Origin of the sequence: Chryseobacterium viscerum (assembly GCF_002899945.2) — a bacterium.
Lineage (GTDB): Bacteria > Bacteroidota > Bacteroidia > Flavobacteriales > Weeksellaceae > Chryseobacterium > Chryseobacterium viscerum.
Window position 1 is genome coordinate 1 of sequence record NZ_PPEG02000013.1, and the last position, 23,860, is coordinate 23,860.

The following is a 23,860-nucleotide window of genomic DNA, read 5'->3' on the forward strand; positions in this document are numbered from 1 at the left end:
GAACCATCTGTTGTTTTAGCAACTACATCTAATGTAGATTGAGGAACCTGGGTATTGATACCCACCTGAGCCAGAACAAAACATCCTGTTAAGCTCATTATTCCAATTAAAAATTTTTTTTTCATATATTCTATATTTTAAAAGTTTGTATTATACAACGACATGATAATCGAGTAAGTCGATTGAAAATATCATAAACTAAACCAATTCGACATGAATAAACACTCCTAGATTATGCATAACGCCAATGCATTAATTTTCCACATACAATATCATGTTTAGAAATTCTTAACCATTCATCACTAACAGGAATACAAAAGCCAAGAATATTTCCTTTTTTGGAAATATCTCGGCTACCATCTATATAGTTCATTTGTATTTTCACAGCTCAATTTTATAATAGTCCAATAAAGACTATTATTTCTCATATTTGCATCAAAACCAGAGTGTTTTCTACAAAAAACAAAAAAAACATAAGTAATATTTGTCTTTTTTTCAAAAAATAGTGAAATACATTGAAGGTTTTTTTGAAATATTTTAATTACTGACAAATAGAGATTTAATAAACTTTAGTGTTTTTAACATAAATTTTGGATATTTAAAAAAAAGGTATATATTTGTACAAATAATAGTCTTTATTGGACTATTTTTTTATTACTAAATTAGCTAACTGTTAATTAGTTAAGCAAAAAAACCATGACATTTAATTTCTCTTTAACCCATTCTGGGGCATCGAAGAACATCAAACTCAAAATCATAGATACCAAGACTGGTATCCGTTACGATTTCCACACTCCTTTAAGAATAAAAAAAGAACACTGGGATGATGATAAACAAAGACCTGTAAATATTTATATTAAAAAATATAAAAAAATTAACTACTTATTAGATAAGGTTAGAATTAAAATAACATCATACATTAATGAAAAAAGAAGTAAAAGTAGACCAATAACACATCGAAGCCTTTACAGACAGATCTTCAAAATTTGTAATGATGATGAAAAAAAACTTACAGAAGGATCCTTGCTATATTATATAGAACAATATATTACCCAGCGATCTGAACTAATCTGCGAATCAACACGAAAAAGATATCAGGTATTTTTTAACCTAATCCAACGATTTGAAGGATATATAAAGAAAAATTTACAAATTGGTCAAGTAGATGCAGATTTCGTAAGAAATTTCATGGTTTTTGGAAAAGAAGAACTGTACAGCGAAAATACACTGTATAGAACGATACATTTTGTAAAAACTATACTTAATTTTGCAGAAAGAAAAGGCATCAGAACTTGTATCCGTGAAATTGAACTAAAAAGGGAAAAGCAAAGTCGGGAAATTATTACACTTAATGAAACTGAGATCAAAAAGATAAAAAAAATGACTATTCCTGAAGAATTGAAAGATGCAAGAGACTGGCTCATAATAAGCTGCTATACAGGGCAACGATATTCCGATTTTATTAATTTTTCAACAGACAACATTTTAGAAATAAAAGGCAAATCATGTATAAGATTTGTACAAAAGAAAACAAAGAAAGAAATCACTCTCCCTCTGCATCCTGCAGTTATAGATATCATTAAACAATATCACAATACGTTCCCGAAAAACATAGAACTTAATGAATACAACAAAAAAATAAGGAAGATTGCGCTGATTGCTGAAATACAGACCACTATTAGAGTCCGAAAGCGAATAGGACATCGAGTGAAGAGTATTCTAATCGAAAAATGGCAAGCTATTACGAGCCATATTGGAAGAAGAAGTTTTGCAACAAACTTTTATAGCAAGATTCCGACTTCCCTTTTAATTGCTGCAACAGGTCACAGTACAGAAAATATGTTTCTGAAATATATCAATCCTGTTGATGATGAACGTATCGTTAACTTAAGTAATTATTTTGAAAAATTGAATATACAGGAGGCAATGGTTATTTAATTATCCTAATTAAATGTACGATGGTGTACATAAATCTGTGTAAATGAAATTTGGGTTATAAGGTATCAGACCTTAGACTCTTGTTCAAAAATAGCAATAAACTGATTTATAATCAATACCCAGTTATGAATCGGCATCGTCCATTTTTTAGTGGCTTCCATTAAGGTCAGGTAAACAGATTTTTTAAAGCCTCATCTGTTGGGAAAGACATTTTGTTTTTGGTGTATTCCATAATCTTTCCATTCAAATTCTCAATTAAATTAGTTGTATAAATGATTTTCCTGATTTCCAATGGGAACTCAAAAATGCTGTTAGAGCATCTCAATTTATACTCCGGCTTCGGATCGCATAAGAATATTTTGTTCCCCACTTCAGCTCAAATGTTGTGAGCTCAGTTTCTTTTGTTTGTTTATTTGGAATTGAATAAATAGGCTTCATATCCTCAGCAAACGGCTTTTTATCCTTCCATACCACATACTTGCAGGTATTACGAATCTGATGAACCACACAAATCTGAGTATTAAATTGGGGAAAATACCGAACGAATGGTTTGAGTAAAACCACCCAAGGTTATCGGCACATGTGATTAGAATATCCTGAACATCTCTGGTGTGCAAATCAGTGAGCACAATCATCCAAAAAGCAATGTTTTCATTCTTTACTAGTCATAGCCCCAATACATCCTTACAGCTTTCCATATTATGGTTTTATTGATGACGGATATGATATACTTTAATGTACCATAAATTGATGTTTATAGAATTAGTGTGAAGGTTCTTTTTTGAATTAAACCTTCGAATGTTTTTTACCTAAAAGCAATGCTAGAATTAAAATTTGTGCATTAAACTATATTGTCCCCATAAAATATTTTTTTTGATTAAATTGTAGCAATAAATATTGTTTAGAATTTTAGACAATGAGGTATACTAAAGTATAAACACAAAATATTAAAAAGCAATAAGCTTATGAACTGCCTGTTTCCTGAGGAGAAAGTAAAAATATCCTTTAATTGTTCTTTTATAGAAACTATAAAAGGTAATAAAAAAGAGTATTATATTGGGTCAGAACAAGGGATTTTGAGAAAATACAATTTTGGATCTTATTCCGGATATGAATTTATATCAGAAAATGGGTCGAAATATTTTATATCGATTATTAAAAGTCAAGTTCCACAAAACTATGATGCTGCATTTACCCTCGAAGACGAGGGTGAGAAATTAACAATTTCAATACTGTCAAAATGTAAAAAGAAAGCTGAATATATTAGAATGCCAACATCTGAAAATATAGTTGAAACCTGGAAGAATGCATTTAAATATAAGAAAGAAGTTAAAAACCAACAAGGGAGCATAGTACAGTTTGGTTTAAGACCACCCCAAATTGGAGCTATACATTCAATTCAAGCTCATTGGAGTATTTCCACAAAACCCGCAGTTATTGTAATGCCAACTGGAACCGAAAAAACAGAAACAATGTTGTGTCTAAGTGTAGTGGAAAAATGTCAAGGAGGTCTTTTGGTTATAGTTCCCTCTTCCTCGTTGAGAACACAAATACCCTAATTACTGTTTCCTGTTCCGTAGTTGCATAATGTTCTGTTTGCTTAACGGAACTATGCCCCAACATTTCTTTGACCACATGAATTGAAATACTATTATTAAGGGTAACTGTACTTGCAAAAGTATGTCTGGCTTTATGAGTATTTAGTTCGCTGATAATACCACATAGTACACCAATCTCTTTCAAGTAATCATTCATCTTCTGATTTGATTTAACAGGAAGTACTGAACAACGTGAAATACATTCAGGGTGGCTCTTATATTTCTCAAGCAGCTCCAAAGCTTTTGGTAAAAGAGGAATGTCTGTCTTTGCTTTATTTTTTTTCTTGATTGAACTGATCTATTTTAAACTGGTTGATTTTCGTAACAACTGACTCTAAAAAGAAATTGAAGGTTCTGGTATCTTCTAGAGAATCAGGAAATGGAGTAATGATAGGAAAATAATTGGCTAAAAATTAGGCACAAAGTATTTTGACAATGGCAACTATTTAGTTAAAACGGCCTTTTTTCTAGTAGATAGGCTCTCAAATACAGAGATAAATTTATCAAGAAAGAAACATGATGCTGGATCAACAACAAGACTTGACTATACTATGGAGAGAGAGGGATTCGAACCTATCTTAAAAAACTCCTATCAAATCTATTTTTTAAAAACTGTAAGGTCATCTATGCCACGATTTTGCCACAAAAAAATATAGGTTTTCCTACAAATATTTTTACTATTCAAATAACAGACATATAGCAATTATAATTCTCAAGCTAAAATACATTTTTTTTGATCTAACTAATATAATAATAGCATTTTATTAGTAAAAATATATTCCCGTTAAGCGACCCAGAGGTACAATTTTCGAACACTTTTGTAGAAGATTTGAATGAAATTGCAAAATTATCATCAATCAATTATTTGGAAAAAGCATCTGATTACACAAATTAACAAAATGGATAAAAAAGAAATTTTAACATGTAGTAAATTGATATATATGGCATTAAAATGCATTCATCTCGAGAATGAAAAAACTAACTACAGCATAGGTAATTCTTGAGACTTTTGTTAAAAATGTTTCAAAATATGTTTTAAATATTAATGATGTTTTTGTAATTTATTAATTTGTTATCTTGTAATTCAAATTTAAACTGATGACTGAAGCAATTTTTGGATTAGTAGGCGTGTTAGTTGGATCTGGGATTTCTTGGTTTCAATCATATTGGACTACAAATAAAGAAGCCGAAAAGAACGCCCGATATTTAGCATTTAGAGTTTTCTGCATCTTACTGTCTGAGAAATATGGTATTAAGAAGAAAAAATACAACGACTGGAATCCTGTAGAAGACTTCTCCACGGAATTAAAAGCTGTTGTACAAAGACGTAATCATCGAATTGAAGAACATAAGGAATTTGTAAAAAGAGTTTTGGGATAAGCTTATTTTCGCATTTATTTTAAAAACTATCTACTTTGGAAATAAATCTTCCATTCCCTTCTATTTCATTAAAATTCAATCCTTTTGTTGCCGCCTTAAAATCCACTTGGGAATTTTGAAATGAAGCAAAAACAATACTTTGTCCTTCTTTTTGAATAGATAGCTCTTTTAAAAATTCATGAAAATCCTTTGTAGAAGCTGATTGCTGTTGTGGTTCATCAAAAATCAGTAAAAGAGGGTGATTCCCATTCATATTATAAGAAGTTTCTAAAAGGGCAATGTAATATGCCCACATACATCTTATATGATCACTTCCTGATGAGTCGAATCGAATATCATAAGATTTAGGTCTTTCGTTGGGAAGCCGTATTTCAATTACAGGAGTGTACTTATCACGAGAAATTCGAATTGAATTTTTGTCTTTACTTTGATAGTTAAAAAGAGTCAGTAATGCTATGAAGCGATTCTCTAGAAATTTTATTTTTTCATTATCATTAGCCGTAAAGAAATCACCTCCCAAGTTAGATTCAACACCTTTTAATCTCTCCCACTCTTTTGAAAGCAATTTAAGTTGAGTTTTTAGACCGTCTGCCGTCTCAACCAAATTTTCATAAACAATAATTAGTTTTTTTATATTAATTTTTCTCTCGATAAGTTCTTCTGACGGAAGCCTTTCATCAGAAACAAGATCTTTCTTAATACTTCTAATTTGTTGTCTTAAATCTTGAATTTGATCGCGGAGATCATTGAGCTTTCTTTCGTTCCCAATTACCTTTTTTCTTTCACCTACAACGAATGTCTCAAGCATTTTGAGTTGAGCTGTAAGAAATACAATATTCTTTTCAACATCCATAGGTACTTGATCTACCTCGGCTGGCAATAAAGTTGCATTTATTTCCTGATTACAAGTTGGGCATTGATTATTTGCTAATGGAGATTCTACTGCAGCTCCAAGATTTAGCATTTTTCTGGCGGATTTATTGTTAATCAAATCCTCTTCAATATTTCTCTTTTGTCTAATATACTGCTTAAGTTGATCTTTTTCTATAAAACTTTCATTTTCCCATTTTTCAAGAGTATATGTGTATCTAACTAAGTTTTCATTTAACACCTTCAAACGAGATTGATTTTTTTCAACGTTTTCTCCAACCGTTACTTCTGTTTGTTTTGATAATTGATGATATTCAGTTTGAAGATTTTCTAGCAGTTCGCTAACCAAATAATATTTTTCATTTCTAAGAAACCGAAAATACACATCAGAAATATTGTTAATAATAGCCGGAGATTCCGTAATACCTGTTAATTCTCCACTACTTCGATCACCTAATCTAACGAATTCACTGTATAAAGATTGCCAACGGGCAATTACAGTTTGCTTTTGTATATTTAATGAGATTTTAGCCTGTTCATTTTGGAAAACATCAAGATTGAGCAAAAATTCAATCACCCTTTCTTCAGCATTCTTCACCCTATAGAACGGCATTGTGGCAAAAAGAGACGACCATCCTGATTTTTGCTCTACTATAAAAGATGGTGCTATAAGAGGAAGATACAACTTAGTACTATTTCCTGCACTATCAAGAACATTTGGTACTTGCCATCCTAGAAATTCTTCAAGAAAAACATGAAATCCGTATTTGACGTCGGTTGCAGCACCACTATCATGAATATACATTTGTCTAATTTCATAATTTCTGTTAGGATCAGTCAGGTAAGGACCATCAATTACATCTACCAACTGAGGCTTTCGATTTTCATTTATGACGCTACGTCTAATTGTAACTGTTTTATCAGCGTTAGAAATTTCAAGAACAATAAATGATTGTAAGACGTTATACTGATGGTTTCCATCAAGTACTGCATCTTTTAAAACCGACTGCATGGTTTTCTCATTTTTTCCTCCAATCAACTCTTCAAATCCTAAAGCGTAAATAATAGATTGAAAAATAGTACTCTTACCACTCGTATTATTAGCTCTAATAATATTAAGACCCGATTCAAAAGGAAAGAATGCACCATACAATCCATTGGTTGTATTGATTTCTAGTCGAAGAGCTTTAATTTGTAACATCTATTAAAAAAATTTATTAGATAATTGTGTAATTTGTGATTCGGTGATAGTATTTTTGCCTATTGCTGATAAAAATTCCTTCTCTCGAACAAATAGTTCTTTATTTTTTAAAATAGCCTTTGCAAGCTCCTTTCCTTTAAGGGTAATTACAAAGTCTGCTCCTATATTTTCTATCAAATCATCAGCAGTTGCAAAAGTTAATGCTCGATTCACTGTTGGTTCAATCCCCCATATGTGAAGGTGGCTTGAAAATTTATCTCCAATCCATCCGGTGACAATTGATGTATTTGCCTTTGTTTTTATTGCCCAGCATAAAAAATGAAGCTTCATCATAGAAGATTTTCCTGATCTACATGACAAATGCAAAATTAACAAAATATGTGCAATCTTATATAATGGACGATAATCAGCTGGTATTGGGATGGCTCTTTTAGTAAAGCTGAGTCCCTGTATTTTTCCCTGCATTACTATTCAAAATCTAATGGACATCGTAATAGCCAATCTGCAATAACACCATTTGTAAGATTAGTTATTGTCGTATCGTCCAAATACGTGAAATTCTCCCTAAGTTTCTTATCAACCAAAGTCCGTAAACTTTTATACAGTTCATTGTTGTTATCAGTAGGAAACATGCACTGTTCTTTCACAGTTTCTTCAACTTGTGAAATTAATATCAAATATTTGTCATAATCTTGCGGATGAAGACGTTGCCATCTGCTTAGTATCGATTCACGGTCAAAGTAGCTTTTAATGGTATTTTCCGTAAGATCATTGACTTTTTTTGTAACACCATTCATATCAGCTGGAAATCTCTTCGTATGTTTTCTAATTGCGTTACCAACCAGCTCATTTTCCTGCTCTTTCCAAGAAGTCATAGTTCCGGTACTAGAAATCTTTGGGTTGATCATTAATTTTTGAGAACCACCATTCAGTGCAATTGGAATTTCCTTGGTAAAATTCCCAATATCATGTATTATTACCCTGAATTCATCATCAATAAAGGGAAGGTTTAGCTGCCTAAGTTCTTCTACTTTATTATTACAATGAATAACAAGTTCCTTCATTCGATATTCAGGTGTAACAAATATCCATTCTTTTATTTTTGTTCCGTCGAAAATTTGAAGAAGGCGATCTTGGTAAAGTGATAGTTTATTTACATCCTTTGTAATCTTGTCTCGCTGCTTCTCATAAAGTGTAGTAGAAGTCATATTATTATCTGGACAATAACATTGAAAAACTTTACCCGTTCTTGTAAATCCTTCAATTCCAAAATCACCCGGTGAAGCAGGAATAGATTGATATTGCTCAGATTCATATTTTAATCTCAAGCAGATTTGAATTAGTTCCTCCCAAGAATCTCCATTAAAGGGACCAAATTTGGTTGTGTACATAGTTACATCACTGATTACTTAGTTTTTCAATTGTGAATTTATAAAAAATATTCATAAATTCCCATATTTAAGTGAATTATACCCAATATTTCATAATTTTCAGACAATTTTTATTTAGGATTGCAACTTAATGATATTTGAGTATCAATTACCTTATAAACATCAAAGTAGGTTTTGCAGTTTAAAGATATCGGTTAATCATTTATAAATATTACGGTTAACCACAGTATTAATAAGTACTTTTTGATTACGTCCCTACAGCATAATTTAATGTAATTGTACAGTACTTAGACTAATCTGGCAATTGAACACCTCCTTTACCAGCAGGATGCATACGTCCTCTACTGACATCAATTATCGTTTCCAGATCTTTCCAACTTCTGGTTCGAATAGCACAGAATATTTTGATCTCCTTATCAGGATAAACTTTTTTAAGTTCTAGTGCAGAGGCCATAGATGTTCTACCTAATGTTAGAATATCATCAACCACAATAATGGTTGGTTCAGTGATTAGTATTGGAGTTACTTCTAAACTTTCCTGATGTTCTTGCACCGTATTTCTGGTGTCTGCATGAAATTGTCCACTTGATTTGGGGATTGCGTACTTGCGTTTAAGACAATCGGCTACACTTTCGCCCACTCTATTACTGACAAGTGTTTCACAAATGATTCTTGCAGGAAAAACAGCTCCTTCAACCAAAGGTGTACTTCTTGGTACCGGAACTAAAGCTGAGTTTGCAAAATATTCTGATAGATCGGCTTCTTTTATTCTCTGGCTTAATCTCGTACTGAAGCTTACATCTCCGTTTTTACAGGAACCGGCAACCGTCCTTGAAGAAATTTCTATCTCGGACTTACCTCTTGGAGAATAGGCCAAAAAAGTAAGAAACTCAAAAGACATACTCTTTCTTTGTTGTTAAATAGGGAATGCTTTCGATCAAAAATTCAAAGTTATCATTGGTCAATACCTGTGCACCATAACTTAGCATTTCTTCTGCCCATGAGATTTTTTCGTTAAGGACATTCTCCATAATAAACAACTGTCTTCCCAACCTCAATGCCTCCCAACCCTGATGCTTGGTTCCGCTTTTCTCACTCGCTTCAATGATGATCGTTGCATCGCTTATCAACGCCATTGTTCGGTTTCTGATAGGGAAACTTTTTGGTGTTACAGGATAGTTTTCCGGGAACTGCGAGATCAGTAGGTGATTTTCAGCAATAAAATCCTGAAGTTCTTTATTTTCTGCTGGGAAATATTTATCAAGAGGTGTTCCGATAACTCCGATGGTATGACCATCAAATTCAATGGCTGTTTTATGGGCGATCGAGTCAACTCCTTCCGCTAAACCGCTAACGACAGTGATATCATTTTGAACCAATAGCTTTGCGATCTTCCTTGCTCTTCGTACACCCAGTTCAGAAACCTTCCTTGAACCAACGACGGCTACCCTTCTTTCATTTTCCAATAACGAAAAGTCCCCTTTGTAAAATAACTCTTTGGGACTGTTTTTCTTCTCAACGGTGGTCAGCTTATCGTAATATTCGTTAAAAGCACTGATCTGCATAGGTCTTCAAGATTTAAATGAATAATGTAAATATAGTTTTTTTACCCTATAAATACAAATTGAAAAATAATATTGATCACGTAAAGTAGTACTAAAATAATTTAAAGAGAAGTCATATTTCTCATAATAAACCGGTAAAAAGGCAGCTAAGGTATATCGGTCATCCATTTCTTCACCCAGCCAAAAGACTACGGCATAAACGGTTTCCTCCCTGAAGGTACCCTCCAATTATTCCGTTTCCTTTTGACTTTTTCCCTTTGCCCGCTAAGATTATCTGCTTTCTTTTTTCCGGTTTTTCTTTTGAAAAATATTCAGCGAAGCCCAAGGGCCTTTCAGAGAAAGGACGGAGAAAAGATTGAGAACAGATCAAAATGTACAATCTTAAAAACCTACGATTATGAACATTATCGGAAGACTGACAAGGGATGCGGAAGTGCGCAACTTGCCAAATGAAAAACAGGTAGTTAATTTTTCAATTGCTACGAATGACAATTATCGCAACAAACAGGGCGAACGGATCGAACAGACCACCTATTTTGAATGCGCCTATTGGATCTCTCCAAAAGTTGCAGACTTTTTAACAAAAGGGACTTTGGTAGAATTAAGCGGAAGAGCCTACACCTCTGCATGGTTAGGAAAAGACGGAGAACCCCATGCAGGTCTGAATTTCCACACCTCACAGATTAAAGTTCACAGCAGTAGTAAAAGAACTGAAAACAAGTTTACTGAATTGAATAAAAAAGATACGAAGGAAATTTCTAATTCTAGTTCTAAATCCAACGACAGCGAAAAAGATGATGACCTACCATTTTAAAATCATCAAACAGAATTCACTAACAATTAAATATTAATATCATGGCACATAATTTAAACTTCAACAACAGAACAGGAAAATATTCATTTTTCAGCGTAAAGGAAAAAGCATGGCACAACTTGGGGCAGGTCGTACAGGAATACCCTACAAGTGAAGAAGCCATCAAATTTGCAGGACTTGACTACGAGGTCGAAAAATCTCCCCTGTTTACAAAAGGTGCAGGCATTATCGAAAATAGCAACGGAATAGAAATAACCGATTCAGAATTGGAAGTTCCCAACTACTTTGCCAATATCCGCACTGATAATAACACCGTTTTAGGCGTAGTCGGAAAAGATTACCATATCGTACAAAACCGTGAAGCCTTTTCATTTTTCGATTCTATTGTAGGCGGTGGAGATGGAATCTTATACGAGACTGCAGGCGCTTTGGGAAATGGAGAACGCATTTTCATTACCGCCAAATTACCCGACTATATCCGTGTTGGAAATGGTGACGATATTACGGAAAAATATATTTTCCTAACCACCTCCCACGATGGGAGCGGAAGCATCACCGCCGCATTTACCCCTGTTCGCATTGTCTGTCAAAATACTTTAAACGCTTCACTAAAAAATATGAGCAATGTGGTGCGAATCAGGCACACCGCAGGGGCAAAACAACGCTTGGAAGATGCTCACAAAGTGATGGGTTTAGCCAATACATTGAGTAAAGAATTAGAAAGCACTTTTAATCATTGGGCAAATATCAAGATTGGTGACGATGAAATGAAAAAGCTGATTCAGTTGGCACTTTGCCCCAATAAAGAAACCTTAAATCATTTGCAGAAAGGAAATTTTGATGAATTATCGACCGTTTTTAAAAATACCGTTGATGATGCTTTTGTCTATGCGATGATGAGCGACACCCAACAGATGGAAACTACAAAAGGGACTTTGTTTGGTGCATACAATGCCGTAACAGGCTATTATCAGAATGTGAAAACTTACAAAGACGATGAAGCGAAATTACAGTCAATTGTAATGGGCGGTACTGCGCAGATGAAATCACAAAAATCTTTTGAACTGTGTACTGGATTTGCAAAGTTTGGACAGGATATTTTCAATCTGAATTAAAAATAAATACAACCGCCTTTTCTGGCGGTTGCATTATTAAAACCATTTTAATAAGTACGGGAAAAATAAGTCTCTGCCGTATAAGAGCAAAATCAATGAAATTTAATATAGTCAACGAGATAAAATTAAGTTATTCAAGAAAGGGAAATTCTGAGAAATTAGTCGGTAGTTCACGTGATGCCGTGGATGTATTCCGTCAGCACTTTGATCATGATGAAATAGATTACAGGGAATCTTTTTTCGCCCTATATCTTAATCAGGCCAACAAGGTTTTAGGAATCAGAAAAATTTCTGAATCAGGGATTTCTTGCACAGTTGTAGATGTTCGTATCATTATGCAGGCGGCACTTCTTTGTAATGCTTCGGCTGTTATACTGGCACACAATCATCCTTCAGGGAATTTGAAACCTTCTGCTGAAGATCTTAAAATTACGCAGAGCATAAAAAGTGCGTCTGAACTTCTAAACATTAAACTACTCGATCATTGTATTCTGACATCAACAGCCTATATATCATTTGCGGACGATGGTCATTTATAAATGAACTGTGTTATTAATAAAATACACGGCAAGATTTGAATTGTCGTGTATTTTCAAATTCGGGCGAAAAGACAATTCCTTCCGGTGGTCGGAAACGTCTTTTCGCAAAAAGTAGGGATACAACTCTTATGTTATGCCTCACAAAACCTCCCTGCTTCATAAAAGTTGTGAGCCTGTGTAGATTTAATGTTTTATTAAATGATGAAGATATTCTACTGTCCTTACATTACCCATTGCTTACTTACTTTGAAATCGCTTGTATTCTATCGTTGAACAACTATAAGTTCCCAAACCACGCATCATCTCCGGATAGTCAGGATGTGATAGTTCCGTTCTTTTAACAGCAAGTAATTGTAAATTTTTAGTGGCGGTTGTTTTTACTGTTTTTAGGTAAGCACAGTACACGGAGGCTGTGTTAGCAACTTTATCAACCGCTTTTAACAAGGTAGCCAATAAAAGGATATAGAAATCTTGATCTATCTCAGAACTTTCAAATCGTCGTTCAATATCCATCCTTATGGCATCTATTTTTTGACCATTTTCAGATGAAAAATATAACCTACCAGCTGTTCCGCATTCCGAATATTGATTAAATATAAATCCTGCCCTGCCATCTAATTGATTTAATTCCGCAAGAATTGCCCTGTATTTCTCTTCTGATACTTTGCTAAAGAATGCACTATTAATAACAAAGCTTTAGTATTCCCTATCATTGTAAATGATACTTTTAACTTTGTCATGGAAATAGTTTCCTACTACTCCTGTTCCTGCAAACAGATCACAGAAGCTACAATCAGCCAGTTTTTGTTCTACAGAATTTGAAATGACATTGTAGATAAACCCCGATAGTCTTCTTTTAGATCCCAAATAATTCATTTTTATTTGCAATCTCCTGTAAAATGGTGCTGAGACTTCACTCAGTACAATCCTGACCTGATTTTGCTTTCAACGTCCTCATAAAAAGCAGGTTGGTACAAAACCAAGCCGCTAAAAGTTAATTAGAAATTTTAAGATGCATTGTCAAATTCAAAATCTAACCTTCTTTCATTTCCAAAACTATCTTTGATCCAAATACTGAACTGATGGGATTCGGAAACTTTAGATGTATAGTAAAGTCTGAATTGTTTTTGCTTCAATGGATACTCGTCATTCGGTAGATATGGTGGATCGCTGTAATATTGAAGTTGACCAGCTCCTTCATATTGAAAATACCTAACACTGTACATTGTTCCATTAAAGTTCGAAGAAGTCAATAGTGAAATGCGAATTTCTAACGTTTCATTCTCAGCTATTTTACCAGGAACTGGCATTATTTGGACTTCAAAAGGAAAATCATGTTGAATTTCCAGATCGCTGTTCTGACAGGAATTAAGTACAAAACTAATTAAGAAAATTGCCATTGAATACTTATATAGTTGCAAGATCTTTTTGTTGATTACATTTTTCATTTTACAAGCTTTTTTAAAAATTAAATCGCATTCCGAAACCAAACAAAGCGTGAAACTCACCGAGCTGACTGTTCTGCAAATGGCGCAGCTGCCCATTGACCAAAAAAACCAAATGGTCTGTCAGATAACTTTCTAAAGATAGTTTACCACTTGCACCATAAATAAAATTCTCGGTTGCATTAATAATAGAGCCATCATAGATCGTTTCATTTCCCCTATTGATCTGCTCATAACCTACAAGCCCGCCTAAACCCAGATTGATATTGACATTCCGCATCAAATCTCCCCACACATAGAGACTGTAACCCCCATTGAAAAGGAAAGTATCAATCGGGATGTCGTAATGGGCATACTCGTAATACTTTCTGCTGTATTCGGCCAATCCGAAGAGATAATTACCGTTTTTAGTGTAAGAAATAACACCTGCATTTAAAGCATAATTTTGCCTTTCAGGAGATTGTGGAAATACTGAATATGAAATTTCGAATCCTTTTTGTTTAGGGATCATTTGCTGAGCCAGAGTTTCTATACTCATCGTAATAATAAAGATGATGGCTAAAAATATCTTGTTCATCTTAGTTTGTTTTTATGTTTAAACTGTTGATCAATATGGCATTGATAAGGTCTTTATTTTCAAGCTTAACCTTTTGATGCCTTCCCCCGTTCTTTTCCAGAACTTCAATTTCCAAGACCTGATCTTTTAAAAGAGTGAACTGATCCAATAGATAAACTCCTGAAATGTCAGAATGATGAATTGCGGTCATCACCGGAAAATGGACCCGAACCGGCTCTAAGAGTTTATCCTGAACGACCGTTCTTTTCAAATTCTTTTTATCGATAATTTTGAAGTTTACCAGATCGATGGCAAATGCGACATTACTGCTGTTCTTAAGCTGTAAGGTGAAATAGAATTTATTGTCATTCACATGCAGTGCACGAACAGAGAACTGAATTCCATAGCTTCTGGACGATATGTGTTTGATGGTCTTGCTGCTTTTTTCATACAGGTTTTCCATGCTCAGTTCCGTCAGAGAGGACGAACTTCCTTTCAGATCTTCAAACAGGACATCGGGAGAATATCGGCGCTCATCCGCCCTTTGCAGTTTTAGCAGATCGTAGCTGAGTGATTCCGGATATGAACTGTAAAACGCATCGAAGCTGTAGAACTTTCCGTCTTCGGTGATCACCGAAAAATTGGTTTCTTCTTCGAAGTCCCTGACTGCCGATTTGATCCGAAGAACATTTCCAACAGGTTCTGCCTTATTGGCGACCAGCAGGTCACTCCCCAAGTCCACATATCGGATTGGAGAAGGAAAAATCAGGTGCGAGGTTTTATTGTAGGTGACCTGCATTTTGAAGGGTTCCAACTTAGCTTCCTCCAGTGAAAGATAGGAAGCAACGGAATCCTGAGCCAGTGATCTGCTTGAAAAGAACACAAACACGATCATCAATAGATAATGGCTTTTTATTTTATTTATTTTATTCATTTTATTGTTTTTTAATGGATTATTTTTTTGGCACAAGCAAAACCTGATGGCCCGCTTTTACTTTTACTTTTTGTTGTCTGACCCGTTTCTGGAAATATCCTGACACCCCCTGCACCACTCCTCTGCTTAAATCCGCCGCGATCTGCTGACCTGCCGACTGCGTCATCATAATATTGGTACCAGAAGTTTGCCTCATACTGCCCACAATGTCGGTCACAGCATTTTGCTCCGGTGAATAAGGAACATATAGACCAAGCTGACCATCATTGTCATGAACATTGATCTCTACAGGATAAATGCTGCCCTGAAATTCTATCGACGAAATTTTCAATTGCAGTCTCCCACCCTGGAATTTGCCGCTGGCTTTCAGCAATATTCCGGCGGGAATTTCTGTATGTCCTAGAATCATATTTTCAGAAAGTCTGATCGATAATGTACTTTCATTGGTCATCGTCATTGACTCCTGTACAAGACCTTTGATCGCATTCTTAGAATACCTTGTGTTTTTGGTTTCAGTCTGAGTTCCGAACAATCTATTATCATTCAGACCAGCCAGAAAGGCGCTGTCTGATGGCTCTCTGTACAATGACGAAACGACATTTAGGTGCGCTGGTTGTACTGCTGTGAGCACTGCTTTATTCCCAGAAAGCTGCTTCAAATCCTCTTCTTTTGATACAGGTTCTTCCTGCTTGTTACTTTGGGGAAGGTATTTCGCAGCCATTTGGTAGGATTTTTCCATCAGCTCCAATTGGTCATTAACCCCAAGACCTGCAGTAACAGCATTGTTCTGCAACGCTTCATTCTTTAACCTGGATATTTCTTTCCTGAGGTTATTCACTTCCTGATCATCCCTATTGTAGAAAGAACTTAAGGTCTGCTGCGCATTTCGATAGCTGTTGACTGCACTCTGATTGGATGCTGTCAAATTATTTGGATTAGCTGTCAATGTGACCTGATCAGAATTTTGGTTTAGGTTGTTTGGGTCACTCCAGTAATCAGACAAGGTGGTTATCGTATTTCTCTTCTCTTCATTTTTTTGCTCCAACAACTGCTGTTCGTAAGCCTTCTGTTTATCAGATTGCAACTGATCGTCCTTTGCCTGTGGTATTCCCGCATTAAAGCCTGAATCTTCCGTAACTTTATTATCCTTTGGCTTGAAGATGAGGTAGAAGCAACCGCCACATATTGCGGCCATCAAAAAATAGATCAGGGGTTTCTTTATTCTCTCCCACCGTAAATTTTGAAGGCCTTGTGATTCCTGTTCCAATGGTGGTGAATCACTTTCAGTGATCTTGATCTTATTTGAATCTTTCATCGGTCTGCTTTTTAATGTTTGAACCCACTTTGTTATCCTTTGCTGATCTTTTCATAGCAGTATGATCTGAAATAGTCGTAATATGACTGATCGACATCGTATTGGTTTTATTTCCAGTCGACATACATATGCTGATAAGAACCAGTAAAGTAACTACGGCATAACCTGCAAAAAACAGCTTGGTGAAAAACCTCTGGCGTTTCGCTGGGAGTACTTTCCATTTTCTGTCTGCAAGCAAAATATGCTGCTCTATTTTATCCCTGATTTTTTTCATTGTTCTGAATTTTAACGTTCAACAGTTTCAACATCTTTATTTTCAAGGACATTGAATTTTTCAATCGTAAATCCCTGGGGATTGCTGTCTGACCTCACCGAATTCACTAATGAACAATTAGTGATCAGACTTCTTATCGTCAGATTGCTGGATCGGATAATGAACTGCCTTGCAAAGGTCTTCACTGCATACGGATAGTTATTGAAATCTGCCACCACACTGTCAACCTCTATCCTCTGCTGGATATTCCCTGAGATGATCCGGTTGTAATAGCCTTTCTCCTGCAGGTCTTTGTAGTAATCGAATGCAGACTGGTCTGCCAGATTGAAAGCCCTTTTAACATTGCTTTCAATGGCATTTTTATCCGGCGCCACTGTAAAGAACAGCTCGTGAAAACGCCTTACATGCTCCCTGGCCTCGACAGGCCTGTTGATCGACATATCCTGTGACAGAGCCACCATCAGCGATTTGCCGTTATCCAGTACGTAAATCTTCTGACGCTGTTCTTCTGCAAACTGATAGGACTTAAAAACGACTACGCCTACCACGGCAAAACAGAGCACCGCAAAAACGAATGTAAATAAGCGGATCTGCTTGAAGCTGCTCTCTATATTTCTTAAAGTTTTAAATTCCATTGGATCGTATTTTTATTTTAATAATCTGCCTGAGATATTACCTGTGGCACTGCCTGCTGCTGCTCCCACAATATTTCCTGATTTTGTGGCGGTCTGGTTGACATTGCGCATAAAGTTACCGGCACCTCCTGCCTGAATTACCCATCCGGTAACTGTCGGAACCGTAAAATATCCGATGATCCCGATGATCATATAGATGATGTAAACCGTGTTAGAAGTATCAGGAATGAAGTTCGGATCTGCCAGCATCTCAATATCCCTTTCAATGATCAGTGATTGGATCTTTGCCAGAATGGCACTGAAAATATCAGCAACCGGCAACCACAGATAGACACTGATATATCTGGTGAGCCATTGGGTCAGCGTGGTCTGAAAGCCATCCCACACGGAGATTGCAAACGCAATGGGTCCCAATATGGAAAGTACAATGAGAAAGAAGGTCCTGATCGTATCAATGACCAAAGCTGCTGACTGGAATAGGATCTCCAGAAACTCGCGGAAACCGTCCCTGATCTGTTTCTTGATATCGAACATCTCCCTTTCGATATACATCCCGGACATGGTCACCAGGTCTGAAGGGGACCATCCCAGCTCTTCCAACTTTTTATCGAATTCCTCATCCGATATCAGATAGGCCATTTCGGGATTTCTGAGCATGGCTTCCCGCTCCAGAAGATCTTTTTTTTGCTGGAGGTCGTTCAGATCCAGAACCTGATCCTCCAGCATCGAATGACTTCCCTGAACGATCGGACTTAACACGCCATTGATACTACCTAATACCAATGTTGAAAAGAACATTATGCATATACCTATGGCAAAGGGTCTCAGCATAGGAAACAAATCGATCGGTTCGGCACGGCTGAGCGAGTGCCATACCTTGATGGCGACATAGAACAGTGCGCCCAATCCGGCAACACCTTTTGCTACCGCAGCCATATCGGCACACAATGGCATCATCTCATCATAGACCGAGCGAAGTACTTCGTGTAGATTAGTAGGTTCCATCTTACCAGTATTTTTGATTTGAAGTACCATAAAGATCTAGAACCCTTTTTGTATTGTTCTGTTTTTTCGCTCTGAGATAGCTGACAGAAATATTCTTGTTCGTGTAGTATCGCACCAGATTATGATACTCTTTAACTTCTTTATAAACCCGGTCGATCACATCCATTCTTTCTTTATCATTGAGCGAAAGCCCATTGGCTGTGATGATCTCCTTCAGTTCTTTTAAAAGTTCCGTACTTTCAGTCAGTAGTGCTGAATAGCCGTTCGCAATGGCCGTCAGCTCCTGGGCATTGAAGTTGGGATCGTTGAGCATCTTACTGAAATTGGTAACGTATATTTCTGATACGTCGCCGACCATTAGGACGGTCTGCTGCACTTTCCTGGCATCTTTGACCAGATTGTTGATGGCTTTCAGTTTATCATAATATTCCTTTCCTTGCTCATAGACCTTCTTTACTTCGTTGAAATTTTTAACGACATTGGAAACCGTTGATGAGGTTTGCACAATTTCATTGGCGCTGTTCAGAATTCCGGAAGCGAGATTGGCCGGATCAGTTACCACGAATTGTGCTTTGGCATAGGTTGCGGTAGCGAAAATGGCTACCATTGCTGTCTTAATAATTAAATTTTTCATTGTTGTTAAATTTTAAATGATTGGATTAATTAATTTTCTTTGTTTGATCTGATTCTCTTGAGAGAGATCCTCTTGATGGCATTTTCCACATTCCCATTAAGTTCAGATGCGAGATTCATCACCTCCATCTTTTCTGTTTCCTCGGTAGTGTATGCCAGATATTCTTCGGTGGAAACTTCTGTTGCATAGACCGCAGAGTGCGTTCCGCCCAATCCGATCCAGACTTCTTTGTAGAGTCTTTTCGGATCATTGTTCATATTGATAGAAAGCACCTGTGCTTTTTCTTTATCCGTCAATCCCAGCATCGCCTGGATGTCATCGAACTTGTTCATATACTTGCGCTGATCCAAAAGGATCTTACAGTCTGAATTGTTGATGATGCTCTCCTTGACGATCGGTGACTGGATAATGTCATCTACTTCCTGCGTTACTACTATAGCCTCTCCGAAGAACTTTCTGACCGTCTTGAAAAGGTATTTGATGTACTCGGCCATCCCCTCCTTGGCGATGGCTTTCCAGGCTTCTTCAATGAGGATGATTTTTCTAATCCCTTTCAGTCTTCGCATTTTGTTAATGAAGACCTCCATAATGATGATGGTCACGATCGGGAACAGGATCTTATGGTCTTTGATCGCATCGATCTCAAAAACGATGAACCGTTTGGACAACAGGTCAAGCTGCTTTTCTGAATTCAACAGATAATCGTATTCGCCGCCTTTGTAATAAGGTTCGAGAACATTCAGAAAGTTGACAATATCAAAGTCTTTTTCTCTGACTTTTTTTAATTCCAGAACTTTCTGGTAGTCATCTTTCACATAGTCATAGAATCCGTTGAATGAGGGATGGGAATTTTTGTTCCTGATCTGTTCAATATATCCGCTGACAGCATTGGATAGCGCAACTTCCTCTGAACGGGTCGGTGGTTCATCATCCCTTTTCCATAGTGTGAGGATCAGGGTTTTGATACTTTCTCTTTTTTCAATATCAAAGACGCCGTCATCGGTGTAAAATGGATTGAAGGCAATCGGATTGTCCTCGGTATAGTTAAAATACACACCGTCCTCCCCTTTTGTCTTTCCTTTGATCAGCTCGCACAAGCCCTGGTAAGAATTTCCGGTATCTACGAGCAGCACATGAGCACCCTGTTCATAGTATTGTCTGACCATATGGTTGGTGAAAAATGACTTTCCGCTTCCTGAAGGTCCCAAAATAAACTTATTACGATTGGTAATAATTCCCTGTTTCATCGGAAGATCGGAGATATCCAGATGAATGGGTCTTCCCGTCAGCCGGTCGGCCATCTTGATCCCGAATGGTGAAGGTGAATCCTGATAGTTGGTCTCTTCTGTGAAAAAACAGAGGGCCGGTTCGATGAAGGTGTAAAAGCTTTCCTCGCTTGGGAAGTCACCGGCATTTCCGGGAATCCCTGCCCAATACAAGGTTGCCGTGTCCGTAGTATTGTGTCGGGGTTTGCACTCCATCAATGCCAATGCACTGCCGGTATCATTCTTTAGCTGTTTCAATTCTGAAGGATTGTCAGACCACGACATTATATTGAAATGGGCACGGATGGATTGAAGACCGTAAGAGTGCGCTTCGTTGAGGTATTTCTCGATCCATTCCTTGTTGATCTGGTTCGCTCTGCTGTATCTCGCCAATGAATGCATATTCCTGGCGGACTTTTCAAACTTCATCAGGTTTTCATCACTATGATCGATGAAGAGATATTGATTGTAGATATGATTGCAGCTCAACAGAAGTCCTACGGGTGATGCGAAAGAAAGCAGGCAGTCACTTCGGTCTGTGCTTAATTTTTCATATCGGCTGTGTGATGAGACCGTACCAGGCAGATCATCGGTATCGGATAAGGTATGCATACTGATCCGGTTATTTCCGATACGCATTTCTTCCGAACCTAGCTTGATGTCTTGTAGAGACGGATTAACTTCCCTTGATAAGGTTAGATATTGTTCCAGTATTCCAGATTGTTCCGCAGTTCCTGAAATCTCATCTTCGGTCATCCGTTCCAGATGGACATAGCCGCTGTCATTCATGATCCTTTCAAACTGATCGACGGACTCCATAAATCTGCTGATCACCTCCTTGTCTTTGATCTCCTTTGGGATCAATTTTCCTTTGCACAGCGAGGAAAAGTTGCTCTGCATCCGCATTCGTTCTTTACTGGTTTTCGTAATGAACAGATAACAGTAGTGATTTAAGAAAGGCCTCTCATTGAAATGGCGCTCAAAGGATTTGGACAGAAAACTTTGGTCTTCTCTGGAAAGATCCGGATTGTAGTTTTCTTTGATAAACCAGTCCTGTTTGTGGACGACCGTAAAATCAGGCAGGGTCTTAATGGCCTTGAACCAGGCTGAATGGATCGCTTCATATTCCGCCGATGCTACCGTAAATAGTTCTGGAAGTCTGACCTTGAAGCAAACCGTGACATCCGCATCTTTTGAAATAATGCAGTCGTTTTCTATCGCAAGCAGTGGAAATTTACTCTCCAGCGTTGCGGCTTTGGAGGTATTTCTCATGATGAAGCTTTTTGACGGTTACTTTTCAGGTAGCGATAGATGCATTTGCGGCTAATGATGTATCTGGGATGCCTCTTTTGAGCACTCAATTTCATCAGTCCGTGCTCGCCGTATTTTCCGTTGAGTGAGAAGGTCTGCCAGATTAGTATGGCACTACTTGCTCCGCCAATCGTAAGGCAGACATAGGTATTGACGCCAGCCATGTACATGACCATCACACATACGAGTATCCCCAATAATCCCCCTGCAAAAATGAACAGGTACTGTGCTTTTAATCCTTTGAACTCGACCGTTCTTCCGATGCCTTTGTTGATATGATAAGTATTCATCGTAACAAAATTTAAAGGAAGAATGAACGGAGGATCGTTGCAGCTACAATTAAAAAGATACACGCTCCAAACCAGCTGGCAGCGGTCTTGCTCGTATCGGGATCACCACTGCTGAACTTGTTGTAGACCTTGACCCCACCGATCAGTCCGACGACTGCCCCGATCGCATAAATCAGCTGGGTGGCTGGTTCAAAATAGGAGGTCACCATTTGTGTGGCCTCGTTGATCCCTGCGGTACCGTTACCCTGGGCAAAGGCAACCGTAAATGCTAAAAAGGTCAGACCTAATAGCAGTAGTTTTTTTCTTTGTTTTTCCATAACTGAAACACACTAATTGTTACTTCACCCCCACACCCTGTGGGTTGATGAGGCAAAGGTGTTACGGAACTCTAATTGTTTTGATTAACTGGAAATCAGAGGAATTGTTTGGTAGTGCGTGTCTTAATATGTATTAATTAGTTTCAGATTTATGATAATAATTTCTTTGAAGACATTATTATTTCGGACATTTGAGTTTCAGCGAAATGCATTGGTTCTTTATACTGAAGCACATGGCTGGAATAATCACTTATATGAAATACGAATCAATGAAAGTTATCCTGATAAATGTCTTAGCTATTGTGTTATTGGGGACTACATTCTCCTGCTCAACAACAAACACCGCCAAAAATTCTATTTCAAAAAAGAATGACGCGCTGTATCTGGAAATAGAAAGGCTGGGACAGGAGCTAACTGTAAAAAATAATGTTCCCGGCGTTGCAGTTGCTGTAATTCGGGATGGAAAAATCGCATGGGTACAATCGATGGGTTATGCGGATCTGGCAAGCAAAAAACCTGTAACACCGGAAACAATTTTCAATATCGGTTCTGTTTCCAAACTGGTTTCTTCTTGGGGCTTTATGCAATTGACAGAGAAGGACCTTGTAAAACTGGACGATCCTATTGAACAATCTCTTACCCGCTGGCATCTGCCCCGCTCTGAATTTGATGAATCTAAAGTAACATTACGGCGATTGCTGAGTCATACGGCAGGACTTTCTGTTCACGGTTACGGCGGATCGGATCAAGGAACTCCATTGCTAAGTCTCGAAGAATCATTGAATGGTAAAACAAAACGCAATGGTGAAACCGTACATCTCATCAGCGAACCGGGAACAAAATGGGAATATTCCGGAGGTGGTTACACACTCGCCCAACTGCTTTTGGAAGAGAAAACCAAACAGGATTTCGCCAACTATATGAAGCAAAATATCTTCCTGCCACTTGGTATGAAAAACACCAACTACGAATGGACAGAAGAGATGAAGGCCAACTCTGCAACCGCATACGACGAACTAGGCAATCCCATCAAAAATAGAATCTTCACTGAAAAAGCGGCAGCAGGATTGCAGACTACGATTGTAGATCTGGCTCACTTTGCAGAACTATCGATTACCCTAGATCCCAAACAATTGATTAAAGTTCTAAAACCTGAGACCATCAAGCTGATGGAAACGCCTATTCTTCCTTCTTCCACCGAGGGCGAAAGCGGACTGGGTTACAGATTTATGAATTATGAAAATTTCCGAACTATAGGTCATACCGGTGAAAATGCCGGATGGAGCGCAGCATTGTTGTTAGATCTTCCTTCAAAAAGCGGTATTATAATACTTTGCAACGGATCTAATGGCGACCGCGTTTGGTTTCCTATTTATCAAAGCTGGCTGAAAACAATTAAAAGATAAAAGGTTTTAAAAAAAATCTCAATATCAAAATCTTTAATGAATCTCATACAATGAGCAAAAAG

General features: G+C 37.1%; 24 protein-coding genes and 3 pseudogenes. 7 read left to right on the forward strand and 20 right to left on the reverse strand.

Annotated features, from left to right (window positions below; all coding sequences use genetic code 11):
* Positions 1 to 232: 232 nt before the first annotated feature.
* Positions 233 to 373 carry a hypothetical protein gene (locus C1634_RS26175; protein ID WP_165835397.1) on the reverse strand — a complete coding sequence of 47 codons (141 nt, stop codon included), beginning with the start codon at positions 371 to 373 and terminating at the stop codon, positions 233 to 235.
* 323 nt (positions 374 to 696) lie between these two features.
* Here C1634_RS26175 and C1634_RS24180 point away from each other — a divergent pair, with 323 nt between their 5' ends.
* Positions 697 to 1,938 (forward strand): phage integrase SAM-like domain-containing protein, encoded by a 1,242-nt coding sequence (locus C1634_RS24180; RefSeq protein ID WP_103235409.1) that lies wholly within the window; start codon positions 697 to 699, stop codon positions 1,936 to 1,938.
* A 65-nt stretch (positions 1,939 to 2,003) separates the two neighbouring features.
* Here C1634_RS24180 and C1634_RS26355 read toward each other — a convergent pair.
* Positions 2,004 to 2,624: pseudogene (locus C1634_RS26355) on the reverse strand (IS256 family transposase); the annotation flags it as partial.
* A 279-nt stretch (positions 2,625 to 2,903) separates the two neighbouring features.
* Between C1634_RS26355 and C1634_RS24195 the strand changes: the two are divergent.
* A complete protein-coding gene (locus C1634_RS24195; protein WP_185145157.1) occupies positions 2,904 to 3,497 on the forward strand; it encodes a DEAD/DEAH box helicase family protein in 594 nt (197 codons plus the stop codon).
* Between the two features lies 1 nt (position 3,498).
* Here the strand turns inward: C1634_RS24195 and C1634_RS24200 are convergent.
* Positions 3,499 to 3,822 (reverse strand): annotated as a pseudogene (locus C1634_RS24200) (tyrosine-type recombinase/integrase); the annotation flags it as partial.
* An 812-nt stretch (positions 3,823 to 4,634) separates the two neighbouring features.
* Here C1634_RS24200 and C1634_RS24205 point away from each other — a divergent pair.
* Complete coding sequence (locus C1634_RS24205; protein WP_109739286.1) at positions 4,635 to 4,916, forward strand: hypothetical protein; 282 nt, start codon at positions 4,635 to 4,637, stop codon at positions 4,914 to 4,916.
* Between the two features lie 19 nt (positions 4,917 to 4,935).
* Here C1634_RS24205 and C1634_RS24210 read toward each other — a convergent pair whose 3' ends face one another.
* The 5 genes from C1634_RS24210 to C1634_RS24230 form a co-directional block, all read right to left on the reverse strand.
* The gene (locus tag C1634_RS24210; protein ID WP_103235504.1) at positions 4,936 to 6,987 is read right to left on the reverse strand and encodes an AAA family ATPase; all 2,052 of its coding nucleotides are present in this window, start codon (positions 6,985 to 6,987) and stop codon (positions 4,936 to 4,938) included.
* A 3-nt stretch (positions 6,988 to 6,990) separates the two neighbouring features.
* Positions 6,991 to 7,452: a hypothetical protein gene (locus C1634_RS24215; protein ID WP_103235503.1), complete on the reverse strand. Its 462-nt coding sequence runs from the start codon at positions 7,450 to 7,452 to the stop codon at positions 6,991 to 6,993.
* A 2-nt stretch (positions 7,453 to 7,454) separates the two neighbouring features.
* Positions 7,455 to 8,378, reverse strand: coding sequence for a hypothetical protein (locus tag C1634_RS24220; RefSeq protein WP_109739287.1), 924 nt, complete (start codon positions 8,376 to 8,378; stop codon positions 7,455 to 7,457).
* A gap of 292 nt (positions 8,379 to 8,670) precedes the next feature.
* Positions 8,671 to 9,279, reverse strand: coding sequence for a phosphoribosyltransferase (locus C1634_RS24225; protein WP_109739288.1), 609 nt, complete (start codon positions 9,277 to 9,279; stop codon positions 8,671 to 8,673).
* Positions 9,269 to 9,943 carry a DNA-processing protein DprA gene (locus tag C1634_RS24230; protein WP_103231233.1) on the reverse strand — a complete coding sequence of 225 codons (675 nt, stop codon included), beginning with the start codon at positions 9,941 to 9,943 and terminating at the stop codon, positions 9,269 to 9,271. The genes C1634_RS24225 and C1634_RS24230 overlap by 11 nt, the downstream gene beginning before the upstream one ends.
* Positions 9,944 to 10,340: 397 nt before the next feature.
* Between C1634_RS24230 and C1634_RS24235 the strand changes: the two genes are divergently transcribed.
* From C1634_RS24235 to C1634_RS24245, 3 genes are all read left to right on the forward strand, one after another.
* Entirely contained in the window at positions 10,341 to 10,757 is a 417-nt protein-coding gene (locus tag C1634_RS24235; protein ID WP_103231231.1) for a single-stranded DNA-binding protein, read from the forward strand.
* 41 nt (positions 10,758 to 10,798) lie between these two features.
* The gene (locus C1634_RS24240) at positions 10,799 to 11,872 is read left to right on the forward strand and encodes a DUF932 domain-containing protein (RefSeq protein WP_109739289.1); all 1,074 of its coding nucleotides are present in this window, start codon (positions 10,799 to 10,801) and stop codon (positions 11,870 to 11,872) included.
* Positions 11,873 to 11,967: 95 nt separating this feature from the next.
* Positions 11,968 to 12,411 carry a JAB domain-containing protein gene (locus tag C1634_RS24245; RefSeq protein ID WP_103231229.1) on the forward strand — a complete coding sequence of 148 codons (444 nt, stop codon included), beginning with the start codon at positions 11,968 to 11,970 and terminating at the stop codon, positions 12,409 to 12,411.
* Positions 12,412 to 12,648: 237 nt separating this feature from the next.
* Here C1634_RS24245 and C1634_RS24250 read toward each other — a convergent pair.
* The 12 genes and pseudogenes from C1634_RS24250 to C1634_RS24310 form a co-directional block, all read right to left on the reverse strand.
* Positions 12,649 to 13,287, reverse strand: a pseudogene (locus C1634_RS24250) (DNA adenine methylase).
* 131 nt (positions 13,288 to 13,418) lie between these two features.
* Positions 13,419 to 13,859, reverse strand: coding sequence for a TraQ conjugal transfer family protein (locus C1634_RS24260; RefSeq protein ID WP_103231240.1), 441 nt, complete (start codon positions 13,857 to 13,859; stop codon positions 13,419 to 13,421).
* A 13-nt stretch (positions 13,860 to 13,872) separates the two neighbouring features.
* The gene (locus C1634_RS24265; RefSeq protein ID WP_103231226.1) at positions 13,873 to 14,433 is read right to left on the reverse strand and encodes a conjugal transfer protein TraO; all 561 of its coding nucleotides are present in this window, start codon (positions 14,431 to 14,433) and stop codon (positions 13,873 to 13,875) included.
* A 1-nt stretch (position 14,434) separates the two neighbouring features.
* A complete protein-coding gene (gene traN / locus C1634_RS24270) occupies positions 14,435 to 15,337 on the reverse strand; it encodes a conjugative transposon protein TraN (protein ID WP_449397356.1) in 903 nt (300 codons plus the stop codon).
* A 28-nt stretch (positions 15,338 to 15,365) separates the two neighbouring features.
* A complete protein-coding gene (gene traM, locus C1634_RS24275; protein ID WP_109739290.1) occupies positions 15,366 to 16,661 on the reverse strand; it encodes a conjugative transposon protein TraM in 1,296 nt (431 codons plus the stop codon).
* Positions 16,645 to 16,935, reverse strand: coding sequence for a hypothetical protein (locus C1634_RS24280; RefSeq protein WP_103231224.1), 291 nt, complete (start codon positions 16,933 to 16,935; stop codon positions 16,645 to 16,647). The genes traM and C1634_RS24280 overlap by 17 nt, the downstream gene beginning before the upstream one ends.
* 11 nt (positions 16,936 to 16,946) lie before the next feature.
* Positions 16,947 to 17,570 (reverse strand): conjugative transposon protein TraK, encoded by a 624-nt coding sequence (gene traK, locus C1634_RS24285; protein ID WP_103231223.1) that lies wholly within the window; start codon positions 17,568 to 17,570, stop codon positions 16,947 to 16,949.
* 12 nt (positions 17,571 to 17,582) lie between these two features.
* A complete protein-coding gene (gene traJ / locus C1634_RS24290; protein WP_103231222.1) occupies positions 17,583 to 18,575 on the reverse strand; it encodes a conjugative transposon protein TraJ in 993 nt (330 codons plus the stop codon).
* A 1-nt stretch (position 18,576) separates the two neighbouring features.
* Positions 18,577 to 19,209 carry a DUF4141 domain-containing protein gene (locus C1634_RS24295; protein ID WP_103231221.1) on the reverse strand — a complete coding sequence of 211 codons (633 nt, stop codon included), beginning with the start codon at positions 19,207 to 19,209 and terminating at the stop codon, positions 18,577 to 18,579.
* 29 nt (positions 19,210 to 19,238) lie between these two features.
* Positions 19,239 to 21,746: a TraG family conjugative transposon ATPase gene (locus C1634_RS24300; RefSeq protein ID WP_109739291.1), complete on the reverse strand. Its 2,508-nt coding sequence runs from the start codon at positions 21,744 to 21,746 to the stop codon at positions 19,239 to 19,241.
* Positions 21,743 to 22,075 (reverse strand): DUF4133 domain-containing protein, encoded by a 333-nt coding sequence (locus C1634_RS24305; RefSeq protein ID WP_103231219.1) that lies wholly within the window; start codon positions 22,073 to 22,075, stop codon positions 21,743 to 21,745. Before C1634_RS24305 ends, C1634_RS24300 begins: the two co-directional genes overlap by 4 nt.
* Positions 22,076 to 22,086: 11 nt before the next feature.
* Positions 22,087 to 22,392, reverse strand: a complete 306-nt coding sequence (locus tag C1634_RS24310; protein ID WP_103231218.1) for a DUF4134 domain-containing protein — start codon at positions 22,390 to 22,392, stop codon at positions 22,087 to 22,089.
* 254 nt (positions 22,393 to 22,646) lie between these two features.
* Between C1634_RS24310 and C1634_RS24315 the strand changes: the two genes are divergently transcribed.
* Complete coding sequence (locus C1634_RS24315; RefSeq protein ID WP_165835400.1) at positions 22,647 to 23,798, forward strand: serine hydrolase domain-containing protein; 1,152 nt, start codon at positions 22,647 to 22,649, stop codon at positions 23,796 to 23,798.
* Positions 23,799 to 23,860: the final 62 nt, after the last annotated feature.

Coding starts and splice junctions, on each gene's coding strand:
- C1634_RS24220 (WP_109739287.1), bottom strand. CDS start 8,378: ATGTACACAACCAAATTTGGTCCCTTTAATGGAGATTCTTGGGAGGAA.
- C1634_RS24225 (WP_109739288.1), bottom strand. CDS start 9,279: ATGTCTTTTGAGTTTCTTACTTTTTTGGCCTATTCTCCAAGAGGTAAG.
- traM (WP_109739290.1), bottom strand. CDS start 16,661: ATGAAAGATTCAAATAAGATCAAGATCACTGAAAGTGATTCACCACCA.
- C1634_RS24265 (WP_103231226.1), bottom strand. CDS start 14,433: ATGAACAAGATATTTTTAGCCATCATCTTTATTATTACGATGAGTATA.
- traK (WP_103231223.1), bottom strand. CDS start 17,570: ATGGAATTTAAAACTTTAAGAAATATAGAGAGCAGCTTCAAGCAGATC.
- C1634_RS24300 (WP_109739291.1), bottom strand. CDS start 21,746: ATGAGAAATACCTCCAAAGCCGCAACGCTGGAGAGTAAATTTCCACTG.
- C1634_RS24205 (WP_109739286.1), top strand. CDS start 4,635: ATGACTGAAGCAATTTTTGGATTAGTAGGCGTGTTAGTTGGATCTGGG.
- C1634_RS24240 (WP_109739289.1), top strand. CDS start 10,799: ATGGCACATAATTTAAACTTCAACAACAGAACAGGAAAATATTCATTT.
- C1634_RS24210 (WP_103235504.1), bottom strand. CDS start 6,987: ATGTTACAAATTAAAGCTCTTCGACTAGAAATCAATACAACCAATGGA.
- C1634_RS24305 (WP_103231219.1), bottom strand. CDS start 22,075: ATGAATACTTATCATATCAACAAAGGCATCGGAAGAACGGTCGAGTTC.
- C1634_RS24310 (WP_103231218.1), bottom strand. CDS start 22,392: ATGGAAAAACAAAGAAAAAAACTACTGCTATTAGGTCTGACCTTTTTA.
- C1634_RS24230 (WP_103231233.1), bottom strand. CDS start 9,943: ATGCAGATCAGTGCTTTTAACGAATATTACGATAAGCTGACCACCGTT.
- C1634_RS24195 (WP_185145157.1), top strand. CDS start 2,904: ATGAACTGCCTGTTTCCTGAGGAGAAAGTAAAAATATCCTTTAATTGT.
- C1634_RS24260 (WP_103231240.1), bottom strand. CDS start 13,859: ATGAAAAATGTAATCAACAAAAAGATCTTGCAACTATATAAGTATTCA.
- C1634_RS24280 (WP_103231224.1), bottom strand. CDS start 16,935: ATGAAAAAAATCAGGGATAAAATAGAGCAGCATATTTTGCTTGCAGAC.
- C1634_RS24295 (WP_103231221.1), bottom strand. CDS start 19,209: ATGAAAAATTTAATTATTAAGACAGCAATGGTAGCCATTTTCGCTACC.
- traJ (WP_103231222.1), bottom strand. CDS start 18,575: ATGGAACCTACTAATCTACACGAAGTACTTCGCTCGGTCTATGATGAG.
- C1634_RS24315 (WP_165835400.1), top strand. CDS start 22,647: ATGAAATACGAATCAATGAAAGTTATCCTGATAAATGTCTTAGCTATT.
- C1634_RS26175 (WP_165835397.1), bottom strand. CDS start 373: ATGAACTATATAGATGGTAGCCGAGATATTTCCAAAAAAGGAAATATT.
- C1634_RS24215 (WP_103235503.1), bottom strand. CDS start 7,452: ATGCAGGGAAAAATACAGGGACTCAGCTTTACTAAAAGAGCCATCCCA.
- C1634_RS24245 (WP_103231229.1), top strand. CDS start 11,968: ATGAAATTTAATATAGTCAACGAGATAAAATTAAGTTATTCAAGAAAG.
- C1634_RS24180 (WP_103235409.1), top strand. CDS start 697: ATGACATTTAATTTCTCTTTAACCCATTCTGGGGCATCGAAGAACATC.
- C1634_RS24235 (WP_103231231.1), top strand. CDS start 10,341: ATGAACATTATCGGAAGACTGACAAGGGATGCGGAAGTGCGCAACTTG.